General features: G+C 38.1%; 22 protein-coding genes, 1 riboswitch and 1 other annotated feature. Of the genes, 4 read left to right on the top strand and 18 right to left on the bottom strand.

What is annotated here, in order from left to right:
- Window positions 1-4: 4 nt before the first annotated feature.
- The 17 genes from MKY46_RS15670 to recD2 form a co-directional block, all read right to left on the bottom strand.
- Window positions 5-937, bottom strand: a complete 933-nt coding sequence (locus tag MKY46_RS15670) for a peptidase U32 family protein (RefSeq protein WP_036121940.1) — start codon at window positions 935-937, stop codon at window positions 5-7.
- 5 nt (window positions 938-942) lie between these two features.
- Window positions 943-1575 (bottom strand): O-methyltransferase, encoded by a 633-nt coding sequence (locus MKY46_RS15675; protein WP_036121943.1) that lies wholly within the window; start codon window positions 1573-1575, stop codon window positions 943-945.
- Window positions 1576-1860: 285 nt separating this feature from the next.
- Window positions 1861-2988 carry an endolytic transglycosylase MltG gene (gene mltG / locus MKY46_RS15680; RefSeq protein WP_036121947.1) on the bottom strand — a complete coding sequence of 376 codons (1128 nt, stop codon included), beginning with the start codon at window positions 2986-2988 and terminating at the stop codon, window positions 1861-1863.
- 170 nt (window positions 2989-3158) lie between these two features.
- Window positions 3159-4346, bottom strand: coding sequence for an acyl-CoA dehydrogenase family protein (locus MKY46_RS15685; protein ID WP_036121950.1), 1188 nt, complete (start codon window positions 4344-4346; stop codon window positions 3159-3161).
- Entirely contained in the window at window positions 4343-5689 is a 1347-nt protein-coding gene (locus MKY46_RS15690; RefSeq protein WP_036121953.1) for an LLM class flavin-dependent oxidoreductase, read from the bottom strand. Before MKY46_RS15690 ends, MKY46_RS15685 begins: the two co-directional genes overlap by 4 nt.
- Before the next feature lie 14 nt (window positions 5690-5703).
- Complete coding sequence (locus MKY46_RS15695) at window positions 5704-6540, bottom strand: MetQ/NlpA family ABC transporter substrate-binding protein (RefSeq protein WP_036121957.1); 837 nt, start codon at window positions 6538-6540, stop codon at window positions 5704-5706.
- A gap of 14 nt (window positions 6541-6554) precedes the next feature.
- Entirely contained in the window at window positions 6555-7157 is a 603-nt protein-coding gene (locus tag MKY46_RS15700; protein WP_230593802.1) for a methionine ABC transporter permease, read from the bottom strand.
- Complete coding sequence (locus MKY46_RS15705; protein ID WP_036121963.1) at window positions 7150-8229, bottom strand: methionine ABC transporter ATP-binding protein; 1080 nt, start codon at window positions 8227-8229, stop codon at window positions 7150-7152. The genes MKY46_RS15700 and MKY46_RS15705 overlap by 8 nt, the downstream gene beginning before the upstream one ends.
- A 39-nt stretch (window positions 8230-8268) precedes the next feature.
- Window positions 8269-9078: a MetQ/NlpA family ABC transporter substrate-binding protein gene (locus MKY46_RS15710; RefSeq protein WP_036121966.1), complete on the bottom strand. Its 810-nt coding sequence runs from the start codon at window positions 9076-9078 to the stop codon at window positions 8269-8271.
- An 820-nt stretch (window positions 9079-9898) separates the two neighbouring features.
- Window positions 9899-10426, bottom strand: coding sequence for a DUF1292 domain-containing protein (locus tag MKY46_RS15715; protein WP_036124330.1), 528 nt, complete (start codon window positions 10424-10426; stop codon window positions 9899-9901).
- A gap of 287 nt (window positions 10427-10713) precedes the next feature.
- Window positions 10714-11022 carry a DUF1292 domain-containing protein gene (locus tag MKY46_RS15720; protein ID WP_036124332.1) on the bottom strand — a complete coding sequence of 103 codons (309 nt, stop codon included), beginning with the start codon at window positions 11020-11022 and terminating at the stop codon, window positions 10714-10716.
- A gap of 19 nt (window positions 11023-11041) precedes the next feature.
- Complete coding sequence (ruvX, locus tag MKY46_RS15725) at window positions 11042-11458, bottom strand: Holliday junction resolvase RuvX (protein ID WP_036124334.1); 417 nt, start codon at window positions 11456-11458, stop codon at window positions 11042-11044.
- A gap of 2 nt (window positions 11459-11460) precedes the next feature.
- Window positions 11461-11727 carry an IreB family regulatory phosphoprotein gene (locus MKY46_RS15730; RefSeq protein ID WP_004226839.1) on the bottom strand — a complete coding sequence of 89 codons (267 nt, stop codon included), beginning with the start codon at window positions 11725-11727 and terminating at the stop codon, window positions 11461-11463.
- A gap of 156 nt (window positions 11728-11883) precedes the next feature.
- Window positions 11884-14544: an alanine--tRNA ligase gene (gene alaS / locus MKY46_RS15735; RefSeq protein ID WP_036124336.1), complete on the bottom strand. Its 2661-nt coding sequence runs from the start codon at window positions 14542-14544 to the stop codon at window positions 11884-11886.
- Window positions 14545-14658: 114 nt separating this feature from the next.
- Window positions 14659-14876: a binding site (T-box leader), on the bottom strand.
- Between the two features lie 67 nt (window positions 14877-14943).
- Window positions 14944-15909 (bottom strand): magnesium transporter CorA family protein, encoded by a 966-nt coding sequence (locus MKY46_RS15740; RefSeq protein ID WP_036124338.1) that lies wholly within the window; start codon window positions 15907-15909, stop codon window positions 14944-14946.
- A 247-nt stretch (window positions 15910-16156) separates the two neighbouring features.
- A riboswitch (M-box (ykoK) riboswitch) is annotated at window positions 16157-16322 on the bottom strand.
- A 56-nt stretch (window positions 16323-16378) separates the two neighbouring features.
- Window positions 16379-17812: a 4-hydroxyphenylacetate 3-monooxygenase, oxygenase component gene (hpaB, locus tag MKY46_RS15745; RefSeq protein WP_036124339.1), complete on the bottom strand. Its 1434-nt coding sequence runs from the start codon at window positions 17810-17812 to the stop codon at window positions 16379-16381.
- A gap of 137 nt (window positions 17813-17949) precedes the next feature.
- The gene (gene recD2, locus MKY46_RS15750) at window positions 17950-20382 is read right to left on the bottom strand and encodes an SF1B family DNA helicase RecD2 (RefSeq protein WP_036124341.1); all 2433 of its coding nucleotides are present in this window, start codon (window positions 20380-20382) and stop codon (window positions 17950-17952) included.
- Window positions 20383-20571: 189 nt separating this feature from the next.
- On the opposite strand from recD2, the gene hisA reads away from it, so the two are divergent.
- The 4 genes from hisA (at window position 20572) to MKY46_RS15770 (ending at window position 23344) form a co-directional block, all read left to right on the top strand.
- The gene (gene hisA, locus MKY46_RS15755) at window positions 20572-21339 is read left to right on the top strand and encodes a phosphoribosylformimino-5-aminoimidazole carboxamide ribotide isomerase (RefSeq protein ID WP_036124343.1); all 768 of its coding nucleotides are present in this window, start codon (window positions 20572-20574) and stop codon (window positions 21337-21339) included.
- The gene (locus tag MKY46_RS15760) at window positions 21336-21623 is read left to right on the top strand and encodes a hypothetical protein (RefSeq protein ID WP_036124345.1); all 288 of its coding nucleotides are present in this window, start codon (window positions 21336-21338) and stop codon (window positions 21621-21623) included. Before hisA ends, MKY46_RS15760 begins: the two co-directional genes overlap by 4 nt.
- Window positions 21624-21753: 130 nt before the next feature.
- The gene (locus tag MKY46_RS15765; RefSeq protein WP_036124346.1) at window positions 21754-22605 is read left to right on the top strand and encodes a hypothetical protein; all 852 of its coding nucleotides are present in this window, start codon (window positions 21754-21756) and stop codon (window positions 22603-22605) included.
- A gap of 16 nt (window positions 22606-22621) precedes the next feature.
- Window positions 22622-23344 (top strand): GTP pyrophosphokinase, encoded by a 723-nt coding sequence (locus tag MKY46_RS15770; RefSeq protein ID WP_036124348.1) that lies wholly within the window; start codon window positions 22622-22624, stop codon window positions 23342-23344.
- Window positions 23345-23487: 143 nt separating this feature from the next.
- Here the strand turns inward: MKY46_RS15770 and MKY46_RS15775 are convergent, their stop codons facing one another.
- Window positions 23488-24930: an MDR family MFS transporter gene (locus tag MKY46_RS15775; RefSeq protein WP_036124350.1), complete on the bottom strand. Its 1443-nt coding sequence runs from the start codon at window positions 24928-24930 to the stop codon at window positions 23488-23490.
- Window positions 24931-24970 lie beyond the last annotated feature (40 nt).

Consider the following 24970-nt stretch of genomic DNA (forward strand, 5'->3'; position numbering starts at 1 on the left):
CCTCCTAGTAAACTGTTTCCTTGAAGATAAAGCCTGTATCTAATGGTCTAATGGCTGGTTGAATATCTTCAATTCGTGCTAATAAATCATCTTTTATCTCTTCATACGCGTTTTCTGATTCATCAAAATACGTATCGATGGCTTTGCGATAGATTTCTGTAACCGTTACTACATAGTCTGGTGTTTGTAGAACACCCTCGATTTTCAGGGCATCAATGCCACCTTCGAATAATTCACCAAGCTCATCAATTATACACATATCATTTGGACTGAAAATATGTGTCCCATTGACATCTTCATAAATAGGATATTTATTATTTCGCTCATCGTCATGTAGGAACATATTACGATTTTCTTGACGGTTTTCAATGGCCATCACCTTATCTTGATATAAGAAATAATGACCAAGTAATGGGCGTTTCGATTGGAACATACATGTCATGCCATGTACTTGTACCTCAATCTCCATCTCAGTATTTTCTTTAATTTCTAATACTTCATCAAGAGAAAGTTCACGTGCTAATACGGCACGCTTTGCACCACGTTTCCCCCAGTAATTCGCTGTAAACCAGTTTGTAGCAGTCGTTTCTGGATTCCAATGTAATGGAATCGTCACGGCTTGCTCGCGGCGAATAATAAGTACCGCTGGATCACCATAAATTAAACGATCCACTCCGATACGTTGCATTTCTTTTAAATAGTCTGCCAGTGCCTCCAGTTTCTCATTATGAAAAAGTGCATTGACCGCAACATAAACCTTTTTACCTGCTGCGTGAATTAGCTTCGTCGCTTCTTCCACCTCTTCAACAGAGAACTCTCCAGCTAGACGTAGACCAAATTGTTGCTCACCAATAACAAAAGCATCTGCTCCAGCTTCTAAAAGTGCTTTTATATGTTCTACTGATTGTGGTGTCACAAGCAATTCTGGTTTTTTCATAGTAGTCACCTCTTCAAACATAGTAATAAACCGTCACCGACTGGCAAAAAAGCACTTGTATAATCTGGGTGCTGCATAATCCAATCTGTGAAGTTTTTTAAATTGCGAATCATTGTCCGCTTACGACGTGGCACATCCTTCAGCTCTAAATCAGACAGGCCATGCATGTACATATTATCGATATACAAAACCCCACCTGAATTCACTAAAGGGGCGTATTTTTCAAAAAAGCGTTGATACTGTCCCTTTGCGGCATCGATAAAGACCGCATCGAAAGTCGTATCAATAGCCTCGTCGTTCACCTCTAAAGCGTCACCCTCAATGACCGTAATTCGATCTGATACAGTAGAACGTCGAATATAGGCTTTCGCCCTTGTTACACGCTCTTGATCACGTTCAATTGTAACAATTTGGACATTGGGCAATGCCTCTGCCATTCGAATAGCAGAATAGCCAATTGCTGTGCCTATCTCTAAAATTTTTGACGGATTTTGAATACGTAACAGTTGATTTAATGCATCAATACCTGCTAATTGCATAATCGGTACATGATTCTCCTCCGCGTATGCTTCCATCTCTAAAAGCAATTCATTACGTGGCTGTATAAATGATTGTATATATGCATCTGATAATTCCATTATTTCACCCTCATTTAAAAGGCAACGGGCGTTTGCCGTTGTCTGTACTTCATCATTTATCAACAAAAAGAAAAAGACCAAACGTGATGTCTTGGTACTTTGCCATACAAAAATGAGCAATTGTTTAGATATGCTCCAACAATTGCTACCACGCATATTTGTCCCGCATAAATGAACGGATTGATCAAAAATCACACTTTATAATAGCATGAAAATAGAAGGAAAGCTATTTTTCTTTCCTTCTATCCATCTGTTTGCTATATACTTTTTGCTCTTCCTAAACGCTTATTCTTCTTTTTGTAAATATTTTGCTATTTTCTGTAAATGCTCATCATATGTTTTCGAGAAGTGATTAACACCCTCTTTATCTGCTAAGAAATAGAAATAGTCGGTTTGACTTGGATTTAATGTTGCCTCAATAGAAGTTTTACCAGCACCAGCGATTGGTCCAGGTGGTAAGCCTTTATTTTTATAAGTGTTATAAGCATTATCCACTTCTAAATCTTCAAAAAGCACACGATCTTTATGATCACCAAGTGCATATAACACGGTCGGGTCTGTCTGTAATGGCATGCCTTCATTTATTCGATTATAGAAGACACTTGCGATTGTCTCTCGATCTGTTTGAGCTGTCGCTTCTTCTTCTAATAATGAGGCAAATGTTAACAGCTGATGCACCGACATTTGTTTTTCTGCTAAAACATCACTATAGTTCTTCACCACATTATTCATCGCCGCTATCATCTCTTCTACAATTCCCTGTAATGATGGTTTTTCTTCATAGTAAGAGTAAGTGGCTGGGTAAAGATAACCCTCTAAATCATAGCGAATATTATCCGCTAACACAGCCTCCGTGACAAGTTCAGGATAATTGGCCATCATTTGCTGAACAAATGTATCACTCGTCACAAGATCCATAAATTCCTGTTTTGTGTATGGTGTTTTCTTTTCAATCACATTCCCAATTTGTTCAAGTGTTAAGCCCTCCGGAACTGTCATTGTAAAGACAGGCTTACGGTAGACTTTCCCTGTTTTCAAGCTTTCGATCAGTTCATCGAATGTCATCGCCTGTGTTAGATCATAATTTCCTGCTTGGAATTGAGATTCATTTTTAAATTTTGCATAGTATTTAAAAACACGTGCATCTTTAATGACGTCTTTTTTCTCTAGCAGCGTAGAAATGGATGATAAACTAGAACCAATAGGTACTTCCACAGCAATGGTCTTCGTCGCATTAGGATCGAGTGGCTTTAATGCACCCTTGACATAGTTGTACCCAAGGATACCAACAACACCGATTATAAGCACGAAAACAATCGCAATAATTGCAACGATTTTTCTCACGATTTTTACCTCAGATTTTCTTTCCTGCATTTTTGAAAACATTTCTTGTTTTTTAGAACCGTTATCCACGGGTTTCCCCCCTATCACTAATCAATATCATACTAGAAATCAACTTTCACGACAAACAGAAATCGACAATTCAGGAGAAATTGTATATGTAAAAAAATCTGCCAGCTATTTTTACTGGCAGATCCTCTCTCTATAAAATCTTGCACGGTTCAAAATCTTCATTATATAAACTATAATTGAAAAGTTACTTGCTTCTTATCCGCAAGTAACTCCATAGCAAGTTGAGCTATCACCACATCATCTGCTGGCGGATTAAAGCGACTACATTGAACATCTCTAAATAGACGCTGGATTTTGTTTTCTTTAGATAAACTTCGTCCCCCTACAACTTGCATGGCTTTTGTTACTATATCGATGGCGTAATTACAAATTACATACTTTGCGATACTAACAGACTCTGATAGTTGCTCCTTAAGAGCTGGATTTTGTTCTACCTGTGTTGCAATACTATACAATGTTCTTCGTGCAGTTTGATAAAGTACTTCTATTTCACCAATCCTTTGTTGGACATGACTAGCATGAGCGATTGTATTTTCTAAGCTATGTGAATACGTATTTTTGGCAAAATCAATTGCATAATCTCTTGCTGCTCCTGCCACTCCTAAATAAACGGCTGGAATCTCTAACGAATAGACTCGACCATCAGCTAAAAAACGATTAACTCCATTTGGATGATGTCTGTAAAGCAACGCTGCCTCTGGTACAAACGTATCATGAAAAATAATATCATGACTACCTGTTGCCCTCATGCCCATTGCATCCCATGTTTCAACAATTTCCACCTGTTCGTTTTTCGTTATTAGAAATTCCGCTGTTAGGTTTTCTTCTTCCAGATAAGCAATAATGGTGAATTGTTTTAAAATCGGCGCTAATGAAGCAAATGCTTTTTCACCAGTAATGCAATATCCCCCTGGCACCTTTTTAGCAATTGTACCAGGTAAACTCCCCCGAGAAATATTCCCCTTTCCACGTTCACTGCTAATAATATTCAAAAGTGAGCCTTCCTCAACTGCTTTTCGGCATAATTCTGCAAAGATAGGTTCTGGCCATGTTTTTGCCTCACGAACATTCAAAAACGTCAATAAATGCCAGCCAACTGACAAGGCAGTGGAAGCATCGCCTCTAGCTAATTGTTCCTGCACTAATAACATCTCGTATAAAGAAATTTCTTCTCCTCCATATTTTTGAGGCACTGTTAGTCGAAAATAGCCTGCATCTTCTAAAATTTTAAAATGCTCAAACGGAAATTTTCCACTCTCATCATATTGGTTAGCTGTCTTCTCAATTTGTTGCGCTAAATTCTGAGCATATTGAACAAGCCTTTGCTCTCGTTCATTTCGAATAAAAATATCCATCATTCCTGATTCACCTTACTTTTAGCAAAACGATTCAGCGGCTTTTTCAAGCCTAAATGTTCTCTTAATGTTGTGCCCGTATAATCTTTACGATAAATACCTCGCTCCTGCAAAATCGGTACAACCTTGTCAACAAAATCTTCTAAATCACGTGGTAATAACGGAAACTGTAGCATAAAGCCATCTGCTGCTTGCTCTATTATCCAACGCTCCATCTCATCCGCTATTTGTGTTGGTGTTCCGACAAAAGCATCGCGCTTTGCAGGTCCAAAAAGGCGTGCATACAAATCACCAACTTTTAAATTTTCCTTCTTAATAATCTCTAAGTGTTCATAGAAGTGACTTTGAATACTATTAACTTCTGGGAATTCCACTTCAATAGCAGGTGTATCGAGGGAATACTTTGAAAAGTCAACATTCCCCATGTACCCCGAAACAAATTTTAAGCTTTCGTATGGATCAATCAATGACTGTAATTCATTAAATTTACGAATTGCCTCCTCCTCTGTATCACCTACTATTGGGGAAATTCCTTGTAAAACAAGGAGCTCCTCCTCCTTACGTCCAAAGGGAGGAAGCTGTGCCTTTAATTGCCGATAGTGTTCTTTCGATTTTTCAATATCATCCCAATGGACAAATACAACTTCCGCTGTACGTGCAGCTAATTGTTGGCCTGGTTTAGATGCACCAGCCTGCACAATAACAGGCTGCCCCTGTACAGAACGAGCAATATTTAATGGACCTTTGACAGATAAATAGTTGCCCTTAAATGATGTTTCATGCACTTTAAGACGATCATAAAATAGATTATTATCTCGATCATAGAGAAAAGCATCGTCTTCCCATGAATCCCATAGTGATTGAACAACATCGATAAATTCCTCTGCACGTTCATAGCGATGATCATGCTCCCAATGCTTATCTCGGCTAAAATTTAATGCCGTTTCTCCTGTGGCATCTGCTGTGGTTACTAAGTTCCAAGCAACTCTCCCATTGCTTATATGATCGATGGACATTAACTGTCTTGCCAGCACATATGGCTCACTGTATGTGGTTGAAGCTGTTGCACCCAGTCCAATTTTAGTTGTTGCCGACGCTAAAGCCGTAATTTGAATTAATGGATCAAAGCGATTTAAAATATGTGGATGTGACTCATGATCAATGGCTAAACTGTCGGCAACAAAAGCTATATCAAACTTTCCTCTTTCCGCAATCTGAGCTACTTTTTGTAATGCCTGAATATCGATGCTTGCATTTGCTTGGGCAGATGGGTGCCTCCATGCAGCAACATGCATACCTGCTCCTATTAAATACAAGGCTAGCTTTATTTCTTTTTTACTAGTCATTGTTATCACCCTTCCTAATATGAATAGAAATCTTTCCATGTTGCTAATTCATCCAGTGGTAGCTCCACTGGAATATAGTTACCATTTGACACTTCTTTAATAAACTTCCCTGTTTCATCTCGCTGATAAATTTCCACGATTTTCTTCAATATGTCATTATTTTTGTCTTCTGCCTTTGCCACGATAACATTAATAAATGGCTTAGCTGTTTCACTTTCGTGAATGATGGCATCCTTCAATAAAAGACCAGCTTCTACAGCAACTCCATTATTAATAATGGCAAAATCAGCATCCTCCATCACACGTGGCGTTGTTGCACCATCAACAGGCAAAATGATTAAGTTTTTGGGATTATCCTTAATACGGTCTTCTCCACCGTTACCATCAAAATCATCCGTTACTGTTAGTAGTCCATGCTCCTGAAGCAGTAGCAAAGCTCTACCCCAGTTGGAAGGATCATTTGGTACAGCAATTTTTGCACCTTCTTTTATATCATCTAGCGATTTATATTTGTTTGAATATAAGCCAATTGGTGCCATTATTGTTGTGCCAATTGCCTGTAAATCCGAGTTATTGTTCGTATTAAATAAATTTAAATATGCAACATGTTGAAAAGCATTAATATCTACTTCTCCCTCTGCCAATGCTTGATTTGGGTCATATTGAGCAGAGAATGTTACTAATTCCAAGTTAATACCTTCCTCACTAGCCTGTTCTTTTATATACGCCCATGTTTTCAATTCCGAGCTACGGATACCCACTTTCACAGTATCTTTTTCATCCGCTTCTGCACATGCCATTAGTAACAATAGTAATGTAAAAAGCCCTATTAAATATTTCAGTTTTTTCATGCTCACATTCTCCCCTAAGACACCCTACGTATTTTTCGTTCAAGACTGTTGCCAATGCTTTGAATAATTTGCACAAGTACAACTAAAATGACTACTGTAACCAAAATCGTTGTATTATCAAAGCGTTGATATCCGTAAGTAATGGCAACATCACCTAAACCACCACCTCCAACAGCTCCAGCCATGGCCGTCGCACCAACAAGCCCAATCGTTGCAGTTGTGACACTTAAGATTAACGATGGGAAGGCTTCAGGTAACAAAAATTTTCGAATAATCTGAAATGGAGAGGCTCCCATTGCTTTGGCTGCTTCAATGATGCCTTCATCCACCTCTAATAATGAATTTTCTATTAATCTTGAAATATATGGTCCAATATGCAAGATTAGCGGCACAATGGCAGCAGTCGTACCAATGGCAGTGCCAACGAGTAATCTTGTGAATGGAATAATTGCAACAAGTAAAATAATGAATGGAATGGAGCGCAATGTATTGACGATCGGATTGACAACCGAGAAGATTAATTTATTTTCAAGAATATGCCCTTTTCTCGTCACAACTAAGATTACCCCTAAAATAAAGCCTAAAATAGCGCCAAAAAATAAGGAAATGCTAACCATGTACAACGTATCTAGAACCGCGTCGATAATGATTTGTGTACTCACTTTCACGTGCAACAACCTCCTCTATTTGAATATTTTTAGCCTGAATAAAAAGAAATGCTTTTTGTATATCTTTTTCAGAACCAACGAGCTCCACGATTAAATGGCCGAATGGAATTCCTTGTAATTCTGTGATATTGCCGAATAAAACATTGACATCTACAGCAAACTTTTTCGCCACCTGTGAGACAATCGGCTGCCCAACGTCTACTCCTATGAATTTTAAATTGTAAATTTTTTTAGAAGCATCTATACTTTTTAGCTGCTCATAAACAGAAGGTGGAACTTCATCACGAACAACCGATTGGACAAAATTTTTAGTTGTCTCTTCTCTTGGTGAGGAGAAAATTTCAAGTACATTGCCTGTTTCAATAATTCTTCCATTTTCCATGACAGCGACACGATTACAAATATCCCGAATAACCTCCATTTCATGAGTAATCATTAAAATTGTAATACCGTACTCGATATTGACCTTCTTCAGTAAGGCTAAAATCGATTTGGTCGTTTGTGGGTCGAGAGCCGAAGTTGCTTCATCGCATAAAAGGATAGTTGGTTTTGTCACTAATGCTCTTGCAATGCCGACTCTTTGTTTTTGCCCGCCTGATAGCTCATCAATATAGCGATCCGTTTTGTCTGCTAAACCAACAAATGCTAAAACCTCTTTTACTTGACCTTCCAAATTTGATTTTTTTACTCCACTTATGATTAAAGGCATTGCTACATTTTCAAATACTGTTTTAGAATGCAGGAGATTAAAGTGTTGAAAAATCATGCCGATATTTTTCTTCTCCTCTCGAAGCTGCCTTTTAGTGAGCGTGGTTAATTCTTTGCCGTTCACAAGTACTTGCCCAGATGTTGGCTCCTCCAGTAAATTTACTGTCCGAATCAGTGTGCTCTTACCAGCACCACTAAAACCGATAACACCAAAAATATCCCCCCTCTGAATTGTTAAATTGATTTTATTTAGAGCCGTTACAGTCGAAGTACCGACCTGGAATTCTTTTGTTGTCTCAATAAACTCAATCATGCACGTCTACCTCCTTAGCATTTATGTGATTGCACAGCTTTAAAATGCTGGGACAACAGCACCTTTATATTGATCTTCAAAGAACGAACGTGCCTTTTCACTTGTTAACCACTTAACAATTGTTTGTATAGCTGGATCATCCTTTTTTTCATTTGTCGAGGCTATTATATTGACATAAGGTGATTCTGAATCTTCTATAATCAGTGCATCCTTCACAGGATTATAGCCCCCTTCTAATGCGTAATTTGTATTGATAGCAGCTGCTTCTACATCATCTAATGAACGAACAAGTAGTGGAGAATCAACACCTATAAATTGAATACTCTTCTCATTTTTCGCAATATCTTCGACTGTATAATCACCTTTCTTCGTTTTATCTAATTCAATCAAACCATTATTTTGAAACAGTAATAATGCTCTTGAGAAATTGACAACATCATTAGGTACAGCAACCTTTGCATTTTGTGGCAAATCACTAATTTTTTTTATTTTTTTTGAGTACACACCAAATGGCTCAATATGAATTCCTTTTACACTGACTAAATCTAAATGACTTTCTTTATTCGACTGTTCTAAAAAAGGGACATGTTGAAAATAGTTAAAATCCAACTCACCATCTGCCGTTTGTTGGTTCGCTTGCACAGCATCTTTTATAATGGTAATGTCTAGTTTCACTCCATCTTTTTCAATATCTTTTGCTAAATACTCCAATACTTCCGCATGAGGAACATTGGCTGCCCCTACTTTTAATGTTACAATCTCCTCTTTAGTAGCCTCTTCTTTGTTTGTGCAACCAGCCAACAAGCCTATTACCAATGCACCGATAAGCCATTTCCAACCTAGTCTCATCACATTACCTCCTTAGTTAATAAATTTACTTGGTTTAATTTAAAACAAATCTTATCTATTTACTAAGAATTGGTCAATGCTCCTTTTGTTCCATTTATTAAAAAAATCAGAAAATTTAAAATTGAAATGCATATTTTTTTCTCGAAAATCCTTTAAATTTAATCGAAAATGCAAAAATCCCATTTACAGATAGAATATTTTTAGACCCTTGATAGAAAATTTCTATTAATAAAACAAAAACCTCTGAGTGGCTAACAACCACTCAGAGGTTTCATAGTATTGAAAAACAAAACGATTCACAGCATTTTTGTGAAAGGTGAAAAAGGATCTCCGTTGCAGGCTACTTGCTTTCCTGTGGGCGAGCGCCGAGCCGCTTCCTCCGCTACCACTCCGTTTAGAGGCTCGCCTGTCTCGCTATCCCACGGGAGTCAAGTAGCCTTCCACTCCAATCCATAAAAAAGTGAAGGTATTCACTACTCTTTTATGGAGGGGTGTTGTCACACATCACTTCTCCACATTGAAAATAAGAGGCTATCCTCTCTTATAATATAAATAATGGGCTATTTTGTTCAGGAAAAGACACTTTTGCAGAATGGCTGATTGGAGTGGAGCCAGCGTCACTCCTAGGGGATTTACCGTCACAGAGGAGACCCTGGAGCGAACGCAGTAAGTGAAGTGGCTCATCGGACACCCCCTGGAAAGGACGCTGGTGGAACGGAAATCAACCCCTCGCCTTGCTAAAGGTTCTTTTTCTGCTATTGACATCACCTTTTTTCAACAACATAAAAAACTGTGAGTGGCTAACAACCACTCACAGCTTTTACAATTCGTTTAATACATCCTCAACAAAGGCCCATTCTTCATCCGTTTCAATTGGTAATAATTCTTCTATAGAACCGTCATTTCCAGACAAATATTGAGCTGCAAAAATATCACGTTCTTCCATAGGTTCATCCGTCGCTGGAACATATAAAACATACGATTTACCAAATTGCTCAGATGAAAAAGTATGAATAACCTCACAAATTTGATCTGTTCCATCTTCATTGGTCACAGTAATAAGCTGGGGCTCTGCATCGAATTCATCAAGAAGTGTCAACACTACCTCATTAATCATTTCCCATTCGGCATCCGTTTCAACTGGCTGTAAATTGGCCATTTCACCCGTATTGTCATCATAATCAAAGGTCATCGCTGAAATATCCCCCGGGATTTCTTGCCCCTTGTCATCTACAAGTGAAAATAACACATAAGACTTGTCCTCTGCATCAAATGTAAAGACCACACGGCATTTTTGCTCTTTGCCACCTTCGACTATTATCGTAAATTCTTGTGTTTCTTCATTCATTTGGGTTCCTCCTTTATACCTTTGCTGTCATTTATTAAGTGGATTTTATTTACCCCCACGCTATTATTGTTGAGTATTTTATTAGCGGGCTCTTGAGTAGTTCCAGTCATTTGATGAGTGCTGTCACCCTACTTTTGAGCGGTTTCTCTCACTTTACAAACGATTTTACAACACTCTTGAGCGAAACCCACATGTATCTCCACAATTCAACTACTAGACAGAGGCTCAATAAAAAAGGAACAAGGAATGCAAGCTGCGATCCTTGTTCCAAGCTTTGAGTTAGAAGATTATTCTTCGTTTTCATCCTCTAAAGCATTTAAAACGTCCTCTACCATATCCCACTCTGCTTCAGTTTCGATTGGTGTTAATTCACCATCTTCACCATTTTCAGATGGTACAAATGAAGATACGAAGATTTCAACTGAGCCATCTTCATCTTCTTCTGCGCCTACCATTGAGTAAAACACATATGATTTGCCAAACTCTGGAGATTCATGAACGTGAATCACTTCACAAAGCTGCTCGTTTCCGTTTTCGTCAATCACTGTAATGTGTTGAACATGTAGTTCTTCTTCATGGTTATGCTCGTGTGTCATGCCTAAGTCACCTCATCAATTAATTTTTGCTATCTAAGTAGCCTTGTAAAATCATCACAGCCGCCATTTTATCAATGACCTGCTTGCGCTTTTTGCGACTCACGTCCGCTTCGATTAGCATACGTTCTGCAGCCATCGTCGTTAAACGTTCATCCCATAACTTAACCGGTAGTGAAAATGTTTCTTCCAACAACTTTTTATAGTCCTCAGATGCTTCTCCACGCGGTCCTACCGTATTATTCATGTTTTTCGGATATCCTACAACAAATTCTGTTATAGCATATTCCTTTACTAGCTCGGCGATGCGGTCAATACCGAACTCTCCGTTAGCCTCATCAATTTTTACGGTTTCAATACCTTGGGCAGTCCACCCGAGTGCATCACTAACAGCAACCCCAACAGTTTTCGACCCAACGTCTAATCCCATAATTCTCATTTCTAGTCCTCGTTATTCTTTTTAATATAAAATTTAACAAGCTCCTCTAGAATTTCGTCACGCTCAAGCTTGCGAATTAAATTACGAGCATCCTGATGGCGAGGAATATACGCCGGATCACCAGAAAGTAAGTAACCAACAATCTGATTGATAGGGTTATATCCCTTTTCCTCTAATGAAGAATGTACTTTCAACATTACTTGCTTGACTTCCTGTTCCATTGATTCTTCTGGAAAATTAAATTTCATCGTTTGATCAAATGAACTCATGACCAGCACCTCGCTTTCAGAAATAAGGAGATGTGCAGACAAGCTCATCTCCAATTTCTCTTTATTATAACATGTTTTGGCGTATTATCAATTATACCTCGGCATAATTACGTTCGGAATCAGCCAGAGGCTTTCACTTCTTTTCGTTGAAAGAAGTTAAATGGATTTAATATAATCATACACAGAAACTAATGCTTCATCAAGTTTTGAGGCATCCTTTGCACCTGCCATCGCCATATCTGGGCGACCGCCACCTTTACCGCCACAAGCTTCTGCAACCATTTTCACAATATTCCCTGCATGGTAATTGCCACCAACTAATTCTTTGGAAACCCCAGCGCATAACATAACTTTTTCGCCATCAACCGCTCCAAGAACAATAACTGCTTTTGGCATTTTCACTTTTAAGTCGTCCATCATTTGACGCAGTTGATTATTATCTTTCGCATCTACTTTTGTCGATAGAACTGTCACATCACCAATTGTTTGTGCTGCATCAACGATAGCTCCTGCCTGTGCATTTGCGATTTTTTGGGATAAGGCTTCATTTTCTCGTTGTAACTCTTTATAGTCAGCCTGCAATGCCTGCACTTTTGTCACGATATCTTTAGGGTTTGCTTTTAATAATGCTGCTGCCTCATTTAATAAAGCTTCTTCCTCTTTTACTGCTTCATAGGCAACCTTACCTGTCACAGCTTCAATACGGCGAGTACCTGCACCAATACCACCTTCTGAAACAATTTTGAAGAAGCCAATTTCAGAAGAACGTTTGACATGGATACCACCACATAGCTCAATCGAATAATCTCCTATTGATACGACACGAACTACATCGCCATATTTTTCACCGAACAATGCCATTGCACCCATCGCTTTCGCTTCGTCAATGCCTTTTTCTTCAATAACGACCTCTATATCATCCCACACTTTCTCATTTACAATACGCTCGATTTGCTGTAATTCTTCTTTTGTAACTTGACCAAAATGAGAGAAGTCAAAACGTAATCGGTCAGGACCTACATATGAACCAGCTTGATTAACATGATCGCCTAGCACATCTTTTAATGCACGTTGCATAATATGTGTCGCTGTATGGTTTTTAATAATTAAATTACGGTCATCACGATTGACCACTGCTTGCACTGCATCTTCTACATGCATTTCACCAGATTCAACTACTACTGTATGAAGCGGTTGACCATTCGGTGCTTTTTGAACATCTTTTACGATAGCCGTAAAACGATCATTTGAAATGGTACCGCTATCAGCAATTTGACCACCCATTTCTGCATAGAATGGTGTCTTCGCTAAAATAACGAATGCTTCTTGTCCTTCAGAAGCAACTTTTGCTACTTGACCATTGACGATCATTGCAGCGATTTCAGTAGAAACCGTTAACGTATCATAGCCAACAAATTCACTTGCAACTGTTAAGTTTGCTAATACTTCATTTTGTACTTGCATAGAATCAACATCTTGACGAGCTGCACGAGCACGTTCACGCTGTTCTTCCATCGCTGCCTCGAAGCCCTCATGATCAACCTTCATGCCCACTTCTTCTGCATATTCCTCTGTTAATTCGATTGGGAAGCCATACGTATCGTATAAACGGAAGGCATCTGCACCAGGAATATAATCGTGGCCAGCTGTTTTTTGCGATTCCACTACTGCATTAAAGATTGCTAAACCACCGTCCAATGTTTCATGGAAACGAATTTCTTCATTTTTAATGACACGTTGAATAAATTCACATTTCTCCGTTACTTCTGGATAGAAGTCTTCCATGATTTTCCCTACAGTTGGTACCAGTTCAAACATAAATGGCTTCTCAATGCCAATTTGTTTAGCATAACGAACAGCACGGCGTAATAAACGACGCAATACATAACCACGTCCTTCGTTTGAAGGAAGAGCACCATCGCCAATGGCAAAAGCTACTGTACGAATATGGTCTGCAATAACTTTAAACGGTGTATTAATATCCTCTTCTGAGCCGAAAATTTCATTTAAATCTACTTCGCTAGGACGCTTATATTTACGGTTGGCAAATTCCTCGATTTTTTCAATGATTGGCATGAATAAATCTGTATCGAAGTTTGTTGGTACATTTTGAACAACAGATACAATACGCTCTAAGCCCATACCTGTATCAATATTTTGCTTTGGTAGGGGTGTGTATGTACCATCAGGATTATGGTTGAATTGCGAGAACACAAGGTTCCAAATTTCGAGATAACGTTCGTTCTCCCCACCTGGATACATTTCAGGATCATTTTCATCTGAGCCATATTCTACACCACGATCATAAAAAATCTCTGAGTTAGGACCAGATGGACCTTCTCCAATATCCCAGAAGTTTCCTTCTAAACGGATTAAACGCTCTTCAGGAATACCGATTTCTTGATGCCAAACATCATATGCTTCCTGATCTTCAGGGTGAATTGTGATAGATAATAACGCTGGATCAAAGCCCATCCATTTTTTATCCGTTAAAAACTCCCAAGCATAATGGATTGCTTCTTTTTTGAAGTAGTCACCAATGGAGAAGTTTCCTAACATTTCAAAGAATGTATGGTGACGAGCTGTTTTCCCAACGTTCTCAATATCATTGGTACGAATCGATTTTTGTGCATTCGTAATACGTGGATTGTCAGGAATAACACGACCATCAAAATATGGTTTAAGAGTGGCAACACCTGAGTTAATCCATAGTAGTGATGGGTCATTTATTGGCACAAGTGGCGCTGATGGCTCATGATGATGTCCCTTTTCTTTAAAAAATTCCAAATACATACGGCGAATATCTACTGCTTTCATTGGATAAATTCCTCCTATTTTATATTGTAAAATCACGATAAGAATCCTGCGATCTACATGAATTACACTTTGGAGAGTACTATCGAAGAAAATAAAAAAAGCCCTCATCCCCAAAAAAGGGACGAGGACTTGTCATTTGTCTCGCGGTACCACCCTAGTTGTAAGTAAAAAATGCTTACTTACCTCTTTAGCACTTGTAACGTCAGTGAACGGCAGGGATTAGCTGCACTCTGGAGTAGCTTTCGGCATTTGCTGTCGTGAGGATTTTTCCAGCCTAGAAATCCCTTTCTTGTACACGCACAAATACGTACTTTTTCCATCATCGTTTTTACTTTTTCTAACGAAATTATAAAAAAAATCTATTGTGCTGTCAATTAGTACTACTATGACTAATGCTATCTAAGCAATCATTTTTTTAAAATATACCCACATACCCCAAGTAAAGAGCACTAGAAAAGCACTGATTGCAATCGTTGCAATAGGTGAATCCTGATAAGGTAACGGCACATTCATACCAAAAAAGCTAGTGATCACAGATAATGGTAACATTATTGTAGAAATAACTGTTAGTAAATTCAGCTTTTCAATGGATTTACCACTATTAATTGAAAAATATGTGTCGAGCGTACTGTTAACTAAATCGCGGTATGTCTCTGTAGAGTCAACAATACGTTCTAGATGGTCATTTAAATCTTTATAGAATGGGATATTTTCTTCCTGTATCTCAAATTTCCACTGACCATTGATTGTTGAAAAAATTCTTCTTTGCGGCATGATGGCCTGGCGAATTAAAATAATGGCCCGCTTTAGTGCAAGAAATTCCTCAGTCACTACTTTAGGTTGATACTCATAAATTTCTTCTTCTAGTTCATCTATGCGAGTTCGAATTCGCTCTAATACTGGAAAATATTCATCTGTAATGCCATCTATAATAGTATGCAATAAAAAATCAGTACCCTTTTCCATATATTCCGAACGATTAACACAAACATTTTCCATGTGACCTAGCCATTGCAATTTCCGTTTGTGTACAGTGACAACATAGTTTGGACCCATAAAAATATTGAGCTCAACGGTTGTAATTTCATTATTACTTTTTTCATTATAAATGGGTGCATGGAAAACAAAAAATTTATAATCACCATAATTGTCCATTTTCGGACGGGAGCCTTCATGTAAGCAATCTTCAACTGCTAATGGATGAAAGCCAAATACATCTGCTATATTATTCAATTCATTATAACTATACGCATATAAATCTACCCATAATAAATCTTCATTATGAATAGGTAGTTGTAAATCCTTCATGTTGAAATCATGTTGGACTGTCTTGTTGCTGCTATTAAAATAGTGGATTTTAATCATTGCACTTCACCTCATGTTTTGTTATTGAGGGAAACAAAAGGTCATCCTTTATCGCCTTTTGTCTGCGTTGGTGATCCGAAATGGATGCCTTTTATTTGTTTCCGTTTGCCTAGAATGATACTTATTCGGTTCAGGACTACTATCCATTTCTCATCACCTTCCTTTCATAACAAAAACACGCCTTCTACGAATGAAGGCGTGTTGAATACACATATCAAAAAAGAGCAATAAAAAATCGTTGCATGCGTGTTACCTTCAAACGTTGAGTTTTAGCACTATGCGGCATAGGAATATGTCCAGCTACGTTAAAAAACACCTTATTTCGATGATTTCTGTTGACCCATTGGCGTCTCTCGACATTTTTGGGTAGTAGCGTATCTCCAGCATAGGAGCCTCACCTAACGAAGGGATGTTATTCTTTTATTCCTATAAATCATAGCGGATTGAATTCAAACTGTCAAACTGTAAATCATTCATTTTTCAAAAAGTCTTCTACTCTTTGCACGAATTGGTCCCGTTTATACGATTGATAGAGCAGGCTAGATAAACGCACTGGATCACCAAAGAAAAAGCGTTCATACAGTGTTTGCCTTGTGCCAAAACTACTCATTGTTAAATCCCAAGCTAAACGAAATTTTTTCACTCGCTCTTCGCCTTTATCTTGGAATGATTGCAAATAGTGATCAAGATCTCCTTCATCTGCTGCAAATGCTTTGGCACTTGGTATGGACATTAAGCCGCTTGCCCCAAGTTGTTGGATGATTTCCGTAAAAGTCGGATATACTCTCGGGAAAATTTGAATGGCTACTTGCAAAGTTGAGAGGTCTGGTCGAAGAAAGCCGAACATATCTCGCTGTGCATCTATTTCTGATTTTACGAGCATTGCCTTCATCGTTTCTAGTGTCACAATTACATCCACTACTTTTTGTTGTACATGTTGGTAATCACCGATATTAATGGTGTCCACAATCGACTGCACAACACCTAATACAAATTCAGTCTTCGCAATTTGCCGAGAAAGTACTTGATGTAAACTGTATGCTTGGAAGCCACTAACATTCATAAATTGATTGGCAACATCTACATTTTCGTAATAAAAAACCCGTTCCCAAGGGACAACTACATCATCAAAAACAACAATCGCATCCATTTCTTCAAAACGAGAGCTTAATGGATAATCAAATGAGGAATCTCCACCTACAAAAGATTGGCGACATAAAAACTTTAAGCCCTTTGTATTACTCGGTATCGAAAAGCCGAAACCTTTTCCTTCATCATAACCATTTGTTGATAAAACGAGCAGTTCATCCGTTATGCCGCCCTGTGTTGCTAGTAATCTCGCCCCTTTAATGATTAAACCTTCACTCGTCTTATCAATAATTTTGGCAGCAATCGTCACTTCTTCATCCTCATAGTAATAGCGCTTACGGTTTACCTGTGGTTCGATAAAGGTATGGGTCATAGTAATATCATTCTCACGAGCATACTCATAAAACTTCAGTAAATGCTCTGGAAAACAATTTGGCTTATCTTTTAAAAAGTCTGACGCTGAAGCTAAGGCCATTAAGGTCGTATTCATATAATCTGGGCTTCTCCCCATAAAACCATGGGAAGATAATGCCCATTCCCTTGCCGCATGGCGCCTTTTCACAAGATCTTCTGGCGTCATTACTTGAAGAAAAGACATGCCAACTCTCTGCTTGCTAGTTGGCGATTCATAGGTCATTTTTTCAAGAAGAGCCCCTTGATGTTGTAAGTCAAAAAGTTTTGCTTGACTCTGCATAATCCCCTTAAATGCAGGATGTTCTGACACCTTTCCTGTCACGACTTCCCCATCAATCGAAATATACGTTTTTAAAGCATCTATACGTTCAATATACTGTTGCCCTGTCATTATTGGCATGCTGTCACCCCTATACATTCCCTATGTTTTTGTACTCACCTAGTATATGAAATGTCCAAATATTAGGTGACGATGGGCTAAATAGAAAAGCCCGACTAGACAGTCTAATCGGGCATATACAGCACATAGTAATTATTTTAGTCATTTAAAAAATCATAAGGGGAGATATCATTCATCCCAATCATTGGATGAATATATGGTGCTGTTTCTACTGTTAGCTTTTGTGCTATGGAGACAGGATTGTTCAACTCCTGCTCCTCTATTGACATAGCCTCCACTTCCACAATTTCTTCATTGATATCCATCGGATTAAGTCTTGCACGTAAAGAAGTGAAACGCTGTAGGTCATCTGTACGCTGTAAGCCATCTGCAAGTACATCAGGTTCACCACATAAAATCAAAAAGTTTTTAGCACGAGTAATCCCTGTGTATAAGAGATTACGCCGCAGCATTTTTGAATATCCTCTGACAACTGGCATAATAACTGTTTGAAACTCAGAGCCTTGAGATTTATGAATAGAGCAGCAATAGGCTAGTGTCAATTGGTTCAAATCACTGCGTTGATAGGTTACCTCGATACCATCAAAGGATACGATCAGTAAGTCCTGTTTTTCGATCGTTTCTTTTGCTTTAATAATACTGATGACCTCGCCCATATCTCCGTTAAAAACATTGCTCTCAGGTTGATTGACCAGCTGAAGTACTTTATCTTTTATGCGATAAGTCACATCACCAAAGACCAGCTCTTTTCTTGTTCCCGTATCATTTGGATTAATGAGCTCTTGAATCATTTTATTTAAATTATCAATACCAGCCGTACCTTTATACATGGGTGCTAGCACCTGAATATTGCGAATTTCCTGTCCTTTGGCTACTGCACTTTTGACAACCTGCGTGACAACATTGGCAACTTGATCGGCTGAAGCCTTTATAAACGAACGATCAGATGTTTTAGCTGTTAAATCATTTGGAATCGTTCCCTTTTTAATTTGATGGGCAAGCTCAATAATTGTAGAGCCCTCTGCTTGTCGATAAACATCTGTTAGTTCAACAGTTGGCAGTTGCTTTGATGCTAATAAATCCTTTAACACCTGTCCTGGCCCTACTGGTGGAAGCTGGTCCTGGTCCCCTACAAAAACAACCTGGACATCTTCATGTAAAGCTTTTAATAACTGATGGGCAAGCCATGTATCCACCATAGACATTTCATCCACAATGATGAGCTTTCCTGTTACCTCACGCTCTGTTTCTTCCTCTTTTTCTTGCCCTGTAAAGCCAAGTAGACGATGAATGGTCATTGCAGGAAGCTCAGTTGATTCAGCTAACCGCTTGGCAGCACGTCCAGTTGGTGCACAAAGGATGATAGGAAATGGTTCTTCTTTTTGAGCATATTCTTTTGGATTTAATGATAAACCATGTAGCTTTGCATAAACTTCAACCACTCCACGTACAACCGTTGTTTTTCCAGTACCCGGTCCACCTGTCAAAATCATGACGGCTGAATTTAAAGCCTGTTCAATAGCATTTGCTTGTGTCTCAGCGTAGGTGACATTGAGTAGCTCCTCTGTTTCTCCAATGGCTTTTCTAATTTCGTCCTTACTAAAATGCTCAGCCTTATTATTTCGCTCAATGAGCGATACGATTTTAGAGGCAATCCCTACTTCAGAAAAATAAAGGGATGGTAAATATAATCTAGTTTCTTCACCACAAATTTTACCTTCTTCACGTAGCTCAATACAGGCTTTAGAAATGTCCTCAAACGGGATCTCCTGCCGCTGACTTTGTTGAAGCATATCCTTTACAAGCGGTAGGACATGCTCCGCATCTAAATAGACGTGTCCATCTGATAAAGCAGCTGTATTTAACACATGAAATATCGCTGCTTTGACACGATCAGGATGTTTACCAGTAATTCCTAGTTTAGCCCCTAATTCGTCAGCCCGAAAGAAACCAACGCCTTCAACATCTTCGATCAAGCGATATGGATTTTCAGTTAGTAATTCTATGGCTTCAGTTCGATAGGTTTGATAGATTTTCATACCGAGCTGTGGACCAAAGCCCCACTCATTCAGTTGAATCATCACACGTTCTAGGCCTAGATTTTGTTCGATGGTGCGATGAATAACTTCTTTTTTTTCAGTGGATAAGCGTGGAACGGCGTCAAGTGCACTAGGATCTTCTAAAATAACACGAAGAGCATTAGCCCCTAGTTTTTCTACAATCGTTTCAGCCGTTTTTTCCCCAATTCCTACAAATAAGTCACTAGATAAATAATGAATAATCCCTTGCTCAGTTGCAGGAACCTCTTTCGTAAATGTCTCGATTTGAAATTGAGCACCATATTTAGGATGCTGTTTTAAGATACCCGTAAAACGATATTGTTCATCCATTTGTAATGGTGGAAAATAACCAACAACGATAATTTCTTTATCTTCATATTGTAAGTTCGTCTCTTGTATTTTCACACGTACAATCGAATACATATTTTGTGCATTATGAAAGATAGAGACGATTGGACGTCCGAGTATAAAGAATTTATTGAGTTCAAATAAATCTAGATGATCGGTCATGTTCGGTCCGTCCTTTCTTATTGTCTTCAATCTTTTTATTTTACCATAGCCTCATCAAAATATCGTAGATAAAAATGTATTCTCTACTTTATTTTTACATTATTGCGACAAATGACAATTCTCTGCCTTTATCTCTTATTCCATGCTATGATAAATAAGAATTAGTCGCACGGAAGGATTGTGAAGTTAGTGGAATTTAGACCTTGCATCGATTTACATGATGGCAAAGTAAAACAAATTGTAGGAAGTACTTTGGGTTATGCAAATCAAGCTGTCGTAGAAAATTTTATTTCTACACATGACGCTAGCTACTATGCACAAATGTTTGCAAAAGATCGCCTAACAGGTGGACATGTTATCATGCTTGGTTCTGGGAATGAAGAAGCCGCCTTAGCCGCTTTAGCAGCCTATCCTCAGGGCTTACAAATTGGTGGCGGCATCACGGCTGATAATGCACAAAAATATATTGAAGCAGGCGCTTCGCATATTATCGTGACATCCTATATTTTTCATGATGGACAGCTAGACCTAGCACGTTTAAAGCGTTTAAACCAACTGATAGGTAAAGAACGTCTAGTCATTGATCTTAGCTGCAAGATGCGTGATGGAAAGTGGTTTGTCATGACAGATAAATGGACTACATATAGTCACTTCGAAGTCAATGCAGCATCTATTGCCTATCTAGAAGATTTTTGTGATGAACTTTTAATTCATGCCGTAGATGTTGAAGGAAAAAAGGGGGGAATGCAGGAAAGCCTAGTAAGGGATTTGGCTGCCTGGACTTCTATTCCTACTACCTATGCAGGTGGTGTTCGTTCGCTGGAGGATTTAGAAAAATTTAATCAATTAGCCAACGGAAAATTGCATGTAACCATTGGCAGTGCCCTCTCTATTTTTGGTGGGAAGTTACCTTATACAGATGTAGTAAACTATTGTGAAAGAGGTGGGATCTTGTGAAGCTAATTTATAAAGATTATGTTTTTCCATTTCAAGAAACAAATTTAGAGAGAATCATAGATGGTAAATATTTTAAAGTAAATAAAAAAGATCATTCTCTTGCGATTCACGTGCAACTGGACAACGAACAAATGTTACTAGAGTTTTCAAAATCATTAAAGGCAACTTGTGGCTTGTTACGCGATCAAGAAACAGAACCGTATATCGGAACATATATTGATTTACAGGTTTTTGTCGATGAGTTTAATAAGCGCTATAACTTAAATGCTGAAATTATTACTTAAACCGAAGGGGCACTAGCTCCTTTTTTTCATTTTCTCACCTCCGTCTCCTCTATTCCTTTCAACAATTTCTGAAACCTTTTGTTTGTCATATGAGTTATATATTGTATAGCATTACGTATAAGGGGGTCACATGACTAAACTCCATATCAAACATATACTACCTTATTTTTTTATGCTTCCCGCACTTCTTATAGGAACGATCGCTATGATCTTCTACGGTGTAGACATAAGTATTTGGATACAAAATATATTCATCTGGATGTTAGGCGTTTGTTTTTGCTATGTCATTTTAAATAAAACACCCCTAATAGAACTACATAAGAACCCTCTTTTGGTCACATCTATTTTAACTATTTTACTTATTCTGCCCTTTTGGTTTAATGGCTTAGAGGGTGTCCACCGATGGGTAACTTTGGGTCCATTCAATTTTTATATGGCCAGTATTATTTTACCTATGCTCATTGTTTATTTGTGGAGGCTATCAAAAAGTAATTATTTACCATATGTTATAGGATTCATGATTCTCATAGGTGGTATTTTATTATTGCAACCAGATGCAGGGCAAATTACTGCTTTTGCTTGTGCCTCCACCATTATTTTATGGCGAGCTATAGAAAACCCTAAATGGCAGTATATTACGCTAATCATACTAACCCTATATGTCTTTACATCCTGGATTTACATCGATCATTTAGCTCCTGTACCATATGTAGAGCAAATAATATTTTTAGTAGCAGATATGGGAAGTATGTTACTTATTTTAGGAGTTGGAGCCCTTCTATTGTTAGTCTATCCATTCTTTATCACATGGAAAAAAGATATATTAGCAAGCGCTTTAGGACTCTATTTCTTGATGACAATTCTTGTCACTTTCTTTGGCCATTTTCCAATGCCTATTATGGGCTATGGAATTTCACCCATTATTGGCTATCTCATTGCGATGACAGCCACACAGAAAATAAAAATGGCACAAACCAACTAGAAAGGATTTACAAACTATGAAAACTGGACTAGAGGTAAACTCTTTAAAAACATTCCAAACAGAATTAACACGTTTCTTTTTAGCCTACAAATTTGCTCTACAGGAAGTAGAAACGAAAATAAATATATTGCAAGAAGAATTTAAGTTGATTCATGAATACAATCCAATTGAGCATATTTCCACTCGTGTAAAATCACCGAAAAGTATTTTAGCGAAGATGATGAAAAAAGAGCTTCCCCCATCCATGGAGGCTGTTCGTGAAAATATTCGTGATATAGCAGGCGCTCGCATCACCTGCTCTTTCGTGGAAGATATTTACAAGGTTAGTGCCATGTTACAGGCACAGCATGACATTGAGGTTGTTGAAGTGAAGGATTATATTGCTTATCCAAAAGAAAATGGCTACCAAAGCTTACATCTCATTATTAAAATTCCTATCTTTATGTCAGACCATATGGAAAAGGTTTACACAGAGATCCAAATTCGTACAATAGCAATGGATTTTTGGGCAAGCTTGGAGCACAAAATTTATTATAAGTATAACAAAGATGTACCCGAGCATATTCGTATTGAATTAAAAGAAGCCGCACTACAAGCAGCCGAATTAGATCGAAAAATGGAGCGTTTGAATAAAGAGATCAATATTTTAAAAGAAAATGAAGCAGAGCCATCATTACTAGACAGTACCCCTATTTCACATTTAGCGAAATACTTAACAGAACTACCTAACAATCAATGACACTCCGTTGTCATTATGACCAAAACTAAATGAACATAAAAATCCACCTAGCTTTCGGTGAGAAAAGCAAAAGACCCAATTGTCCAATGTTCTTTTTCACAGAGAGTGAGGTGGATTTTTACAGTTTTAAAGCTTTGTAATGATTATGCCTGCTCCTTGGATTTCGTCGCTACAAAGAAGGAGAAAATAAGGGCACAAATGGCAAAAACAAAGGTAGCGACATAAACATAGCTTACGCCATTCGCAATAGTTTCTTTTAAAAAGCTTACTTCTTCTAGACTAAAGCCACCTCTTGCAAATTCACCATTTAATTGAATTTCACCTTTTCCTAATGAAGCCATTTTTTCACTCGTTGCTAAGTTAAAAATCATCCCAAATAGTGCTGCCCCAATCGCTTGACTAAATGTATTTGTAAAGGAGTTTAAACCAATTGAGATGCCAAGCTGCTTCGGATTTGCCACCTTTTGAATGGAAATCATCAACATTGGCATGATAAAGCCCATTCCTAGCCCAACTAATGATGAAGCGAAATAAGCGCTGAAATCGCTAGAACCTGAAGATAGTCTTGCCAGTAATAGAGTACCCGTAACCAGTAAAATTGTCCCCATTTGAATAATTCTTTTATTCGTTAAACGCCCGATTAAATAACCTGCCATAATGGAGTTTACCGTCCAGAAAATAGACATCGGTGTTAATAATAAGCCTGCTTGTGTTGCATTTTTACCAAGAACACTTTGGGCAAATATCGGAATATAAACCGTTACACCAATCACAATAGACATCCCGCTTAATGTTAAGGCATTTATGACCATTAGTCGCCCATTTTTAAACAGTGCTAACGGAATAATTGGCTCTTCAGCTCGTAATTCCACCCAAATAAAAATACCAAGGAAGACAACCGCAATTAGATACATTAGCAATGATTGACCTGATAACCAAGCCTGCGTTTTACTGTTTTCGATAATCACAAATAACAACGCCACCATGCCAATTGTAAATAGTACAGCACCTAGGTAGTCAATTTTACGCTTCACCGCTTCTATTTGCTCTTTATAATGTTTCGCAATTAAATAAATAGATGCTAAACCAAATGGTACATTAATGAAAAAAATAAAGTGCCATGACACTTGGTCTACAATAAAACCTCCAAATAATGGACCAACTACGCCAGACACGCCCCATACCATACTTAAATAGCTTTGTCCTTTGGCACGCGCTTTTTCAGTCTTATACAGCTCCCCAACCATTGTTAATGTGATGGGTAAAATTGAACCTGCACCAATACCTTGGATTGCACGAAAGACAATTAATTGCTCCATCGATTGGGCTAAACCACATAACATCGAGCCTACTAAAAAAATAATAATCCCTGTAATAATCATCCGCTTGCGTCCAAATAAATCAGCTAGCTTGCCAAAAATAATCGCAGCAATAGCAGAGGCTAGTAAATAAGCGGAATAAATCCAGCTAATTAAGTCTACGCCTAATAAATCAGCTGTAATACTTGGAATAGCCGTACTTACAATTGTTCCTTCAATTGCGGCAAGTGCTGTTACAAGTAATAGTGCAATAAATACTTTATTCATCCTGTCACCTTTTCCTTTCCTGCATAACAAACATTACCAA

This window comes from Lysinibacillus sp. FSL M8-0355, from assembly GCF_038008985.1.
In the GTDB taxonomy this organism is placed as follows: Bacteria; Bacillota; Bacilli; order Bacillales_A; family Planococcaceae; genus Lysinibacillus; species Lysinibacillus fusiformis_D.